Consider the following 4,450-nt stretch of genomic DNA (forward strand, 5'->3'; position numbering starts at 1 on the left):
GCCGATCAGCGCGGGATCTCCCACGATGAGGTTCCGAAAATCATCGGCTGCGCCCGAACTCAAAAGGCCATTGAGCAGCTTCCGGTCTGCCCGGCCGCTGACACCGGGCAGGGCAGCGCGCAAGGCGGCGCGGATCAATCCATCGAAATCGCCAGCCCGGATTTTCCCGGGGTCGCCGGTGTTTTGAGGGTCGAGAGCCTCAGCAGCTGCATTCAGTTTCAAGACCAGTCTGTGTTCGAAAAATCCCGGCAAACCTTTCAGTACGATGTTGATCAGCAGTCCGCCGACAAAAGCTGCAGTCACGAGGATGGCGACCAAGCCATAAAGACGGAAACGGCGTTCCGCCGCATAGCGCTTCGCGATCTGCGGATTCCGGGTTCGCTGCTTGACGGAGCCAGCGGCATCTACTGCACTTATGTCAGTCATATTGTTCCCTGTATCGCTGCACGATGCGTAATGCGATGAAGTTGAGAACCAGCGTGAAGAAGAACAGCACGAAGCCCAGCGCGAAAGCAGACAGGGTCTTGGCAGAATCGAATTCCTGGTCTCCGACGAGGATGGTCTTGATCTGAACTGTGATGGTGGTCACCGCGTCAAGCGGATTGAATGTAAGGTTCGCCGCCAGACCGGCTGCCATCACCACGATCATGGTTTCACCGACAGCGCGCGAGATTGCCAGCATGAAGGCTGAGACGATGCCGGGCAGGGCTGCCGGCAGCACAACGCGCTTGATGGTTTCGGACTGCGTCGCGCCCATCGCATATGAGCCATCGCGCAGCGATTGCGGCACGGCGTTGATCACATCGTCCGAGAGCGAAGAGACAAACGGAATGATCATCATTCCCATGACGATGCCAGCAGCAAGCGCCGACTCAGATGCGACCGACAGTCCCACAGCTTCGCCCCAGCCGCGGATCAGAGGCGCCATGGTCAGCGCAGCAAAGAATCCTAGCACGACGGTGGGAATGCCAGCCAGAATCTCAAGCACTGGCTTGACCCAGGCACGCACCCGTTCGGAGGCATATTCCGCCATGTAGATGGCAGCCAGAAGCCCGATCGGACCGGCAACGAGCATGGCAATGATGGTGATGAGAAAAGTTCCCGCCAACAGCGGCACGATGCCAAAGGCGCCAGAGGAGCCAACCTGATCTGCTCGGATCGCCGTCTGTGGCGACCAATGCAAACCGAACAGGAAATCAGTGACCGGTACCTTGCTGAAAAATCTCATGGTCTCGAACATCACCGAAAAAACGATGCCGATGGTTGTCAGAACGGCCACGCCGGAGCAGGCCAGCAAGATCATTGCGGTGATGCGCTCAAAACTGTTTCGAGCGCGAAAATCAAGCCCAATGCGCTGAAGCGCAAAATAGAGGCCGCCAAGCCCGGTGGCGAGCCCAAGCACCACCAAGCCCCAGGCGCCAAGGGTGAGCGCGGAAGCCATCGCCTGTGCCGACGCCACCAGTTCGGGTGTCGGTGCTCCGGCATATTGGCCGCGCATCAGGTTCTGCACGTCCCGCAGCGCCGTGGCGCGTTTCAGTGGATCAGCAATGAGGTTGGCATCGAAGCCCGACAGCCCAGCCGTCTCCGCCCACTGCGCAGCAAGGGGCGCACCCACAGCGATAAGGGCCAACATCGGAAAGAGTACGCAGCTTGCGGCAAACAAACCATGATAGGCAGGCAGAGAATGCAGATCGGATGGATTGCCCACACTTGTGGCGCGCGACCTGCCGATGAAGAACGCCGAAGCGGTGAGCACAGCAAGCAGAAGAAAATAGATCCCGGTCATGCGTGCCCCGTTTTGTCTGGCCTTCAACGGTGTTGACCGGGGCGGGCCGGTACATCCGCGGCCCCGCCCCAGCCTGTGAAGGGAAACGAGCTTACTTCAGCCCGTCACCCGTCATGGGAGTCATCGCCGCAACGGCAGCGGCGATTGCCTCGTGCTTGTCTTCCGGAAGCGGCACGAGACCCTTCTCGCCGAGATAACCATCTTCTCCCGTAGCAGCGTCCGACACGTACTCGGCCGCGAACTCCGCAAGACCGGGTATCACACCAACGTGCTGCTTCTTGAAATAAATGTAAAGTGGACGCGAAGCCTTGTAGTCGCCGCTTGCAATCGTTTCAAAGGTTGGGCTGACACCACCCAGTTCCACACCGACCAGCTTGGCAGCGTTCTCTTCGAGGAAGGAGAAGCCAAAGATGCCAAATGCGCTCGGATTGGCCTCGAGCTTCTGTACGATCACGTTATCGTTCTCACCGGCTTCAACATAGGCGCCGTCCTCGCGCACCGACTTCCAAATCTTCTCGAAGGCCTTGGCGTCATCCTTCTTCAGTTGGGCGAGGGACTCGATCTCGAGCGCACCACGTTCCATCATCAGCTCATGGAAGGAGTCACGGGTACCCGAGGTGGGTGGCGGACCCAGAACCTCGATCTTGACTGCGGGGAGCGAAGGATCAATCTCATTCCAGTTCTTGTAAGGATTTGCGATCAGTTTGCCGTCGGCGCCGGGCACTTCCTTGGCGAGGGCGAGAAACAGGTTCTTGAATGACGTGTTCATCGGCGTGCCGGACTTCGAATGGGCCAGCGTCAGGCCGTCGAAGCCAATCTGCACTTCAACGACCTCGGTGACGCCGTTCTTCTGGCAGTCCTCGAACTCACCCTTCTTGATACGACGCGAAGCATTAGAAGCGTCCGGGGTATTCTCGCCTACGCCTTCGCAGAACAGTTTCATGCCACCGCCGGTCCCGGTGGACTCAACGACCGGCGTATTCATGCCGGTCTTCTTGCCGAACTGCTCGGCGACGGCCGTGGTGAAGGGATAAACGGTCGATGATCCGACGATGCGGATCTGGTCGCGCGCCGCGAAGGCGGGCGCGACTGTCAGCGCGACAAGGCTGGTAGCAATGAGCAAACGTTTCATCTTGATCTCTCCTGTCTGAGGGCAGGGGCAAGCTAGGTCTGTGTCAAAACGGTTATGTGACCAGAAGGTCACAGAAGTATGACGACTTAAGAAATTGATAAGGCTACGCTTTAAGGGGGATTCGTATAGAAAACTCACTGCCGTGTCCGGATCTGGAGACGATGCTCAGCCGGCCACGATGGCGATTCACGATGTGCTTGACGATGGCCAGGCCGAGGCCGGTTCCGCCACGTGCCCGGCTATCCTGAACATTGACCCGATAGAAGCGTTCGGTGAGGCGCGGAATGTGCTCTTCCGCAATTCCGGGGCCGAAGTCCCGCACGCTGAGCTCAGCCATGTCGCCTGTCCGGCCCAGCCTGATCTCAACACGCTTGCCGGAGCTTCCGTATTTGAGGGCATTCTCGACCAGGTTCTGCACCACCTGCACCAGCTCATCGCGGCTGCCGGTGACGGTGAGCGGGCCGGTCTCGCTGATCATCACCTCACAGTCCTGCTCGCGCGCCATGCCGGAGAGCACGTCACGCACATGCGCAGCGACCTGGGTCAGATCCACCTCGCCCGCGGGCCGCACATGCTCGTTCATCTCGATGCGCGACAGCGACAGCAGGTCGTCGATGAGACGGCGCATGCGATCGGCCTGGCTGCGCATCAGACCGAGAAAACGCACCTGGGCCTTCTCATCATGGCGGGCCGCACCCATGATGGTATCGAGGAAACCCGAAAGCGCCGCGAGCGGCGTGCGCAGTTCATGGCTGGCATTGGCGACGAAGTCGGCCCGCATGCGCTCGATCTGCTGTTCCCGCGTCAGATCACGCAGCACCACGAGCGCGCCGCGCCCGGCACCGAGGCCAGAGACCTGGGCGCGGAACACGCGCAGGATCGAACCACGCAACTCGTAATCCACGCTCACCCGATCCTCCCCGGCGGTGGCGGCGGCGACGGCCTCGAGCACGGCGGGAATACGGATCGACGCCGACAGGTGAAGCCCCGCCGGATCAACCTCCAGCACCTCGGCGGCCGCGCTGTTGGCGAGCCGCACCATACCCTGCCCGTCAACGATGAGTGCTGGCTCCGACAAGGCATGAATGACATCTGCGGCATCCGCGAGGCGGATCTCGGGGGCCAGCGCAGGCACCAGGTCTTGGGCGTCGGGCGTTCGGTTGAAGGGCCACATGGTGAGTACCGATGGACGGATTGGCGGCATTGCGGCAGGATCAGTGGCCGATATGACAGATTCATGTCCCGGAGCATAGCGCCATGAGCCACGAACCCTTCGATGCCGATATGGCACGCTACCTCGCAGAGGCCGCGAAGCTCGGCCCGGCCTGGGACCCCGACTGGCCGATGGCCAGACGGCGCATCGCACGCGATGAAAACTATCGTCTGAACCGCGCCAGCCGGCCGGCTCATCTGCTGGTTGAGGATATTGCAATCGATGGCCTCCATGCCCGCATCTATCGCCCGCCGGGCGAGGCGCCGAAACCCGGCGTTCTCTATGCCCATGGCGGCGGCTGGGCCTGGGGAAGCTGCGA

The 4,450-nt window shown here is 60.8% G+C and carries 4 protein-coding genes and 1 pseudogene; 1 reads left to right on the top strand and 4 read right to left on the bottom strand.

Annotated elements, in window-relative coordinates; translation table 11 throughout:
* From ACILRN_RS15890 to ACILRN_RS15905, 4 genes are all read right to left on the bottom strand, one after another.
* On the bottom strand, nucleotides 1–426 hold a 426-nt coding region (locus ACILRN_RS15890), incomplete at its 3' end, for a DUF3333 domain-containing protein (RefSeq protein WP_395689941.1).
* Nucleotides 419–1,786: a phosphate ABC transporter permease subunit PstC gene (gene pstC / locus ACILRN_RS15895; protein WP_395689942.1), complete on the bottom strand. Its 1,368-nt coding sequence runs from the start codon at nucleotides 1,784–1,786 to the stop codon at nucleotides 419–421. The genes pstC and ACILRN_RS15890, both read right to left, overlap by 8 nt.
* 91 nt (nucleotides 1,787–1,877) lie before the next feature.
* Entirely contained in the window at nucleotides 1,878–2,918 is a 1,041-nt protein-coding gene (locus tag ACILRN_RS15900) for a substrate-binding domain-containing protein (protein ID WP_395689943.1), read from the bottom strand.
* A gap of 103 nt (nucleotides 2,919–3,021) precedes the next feature.
* A complete protein-coding gene (locus ACILRN_RS15905; protein WP_395689944.1) occupies nucleotides 3,022–4,122 on the bottom strand; it encodes an ATP-binding protein in 1,101 nt (366 codons plus the stop codon).
* 53 nt (nucleotides 4,123–4,175) lie between these two features.
* On the opposite strand from ACILRN_RS15905, the pseudogene ACILRN_RS15910 reads away from it, so the two are divergent.
* A pseudogene (locus tag ACILRN_RS15910) lies at nucleotides 4,176–4,450 on the top strand (hypothetical protein); the annotation flags it as partial.

This window comes from Aestuariivirga sp. (genome assembly GCF_044238155.1).
Classification (GTDB): Bacteria; Pseudomonadota; Alphaproteobacteria; order Rhizobiales; family Aestuariivirgaceae; genus Aestuariivirga.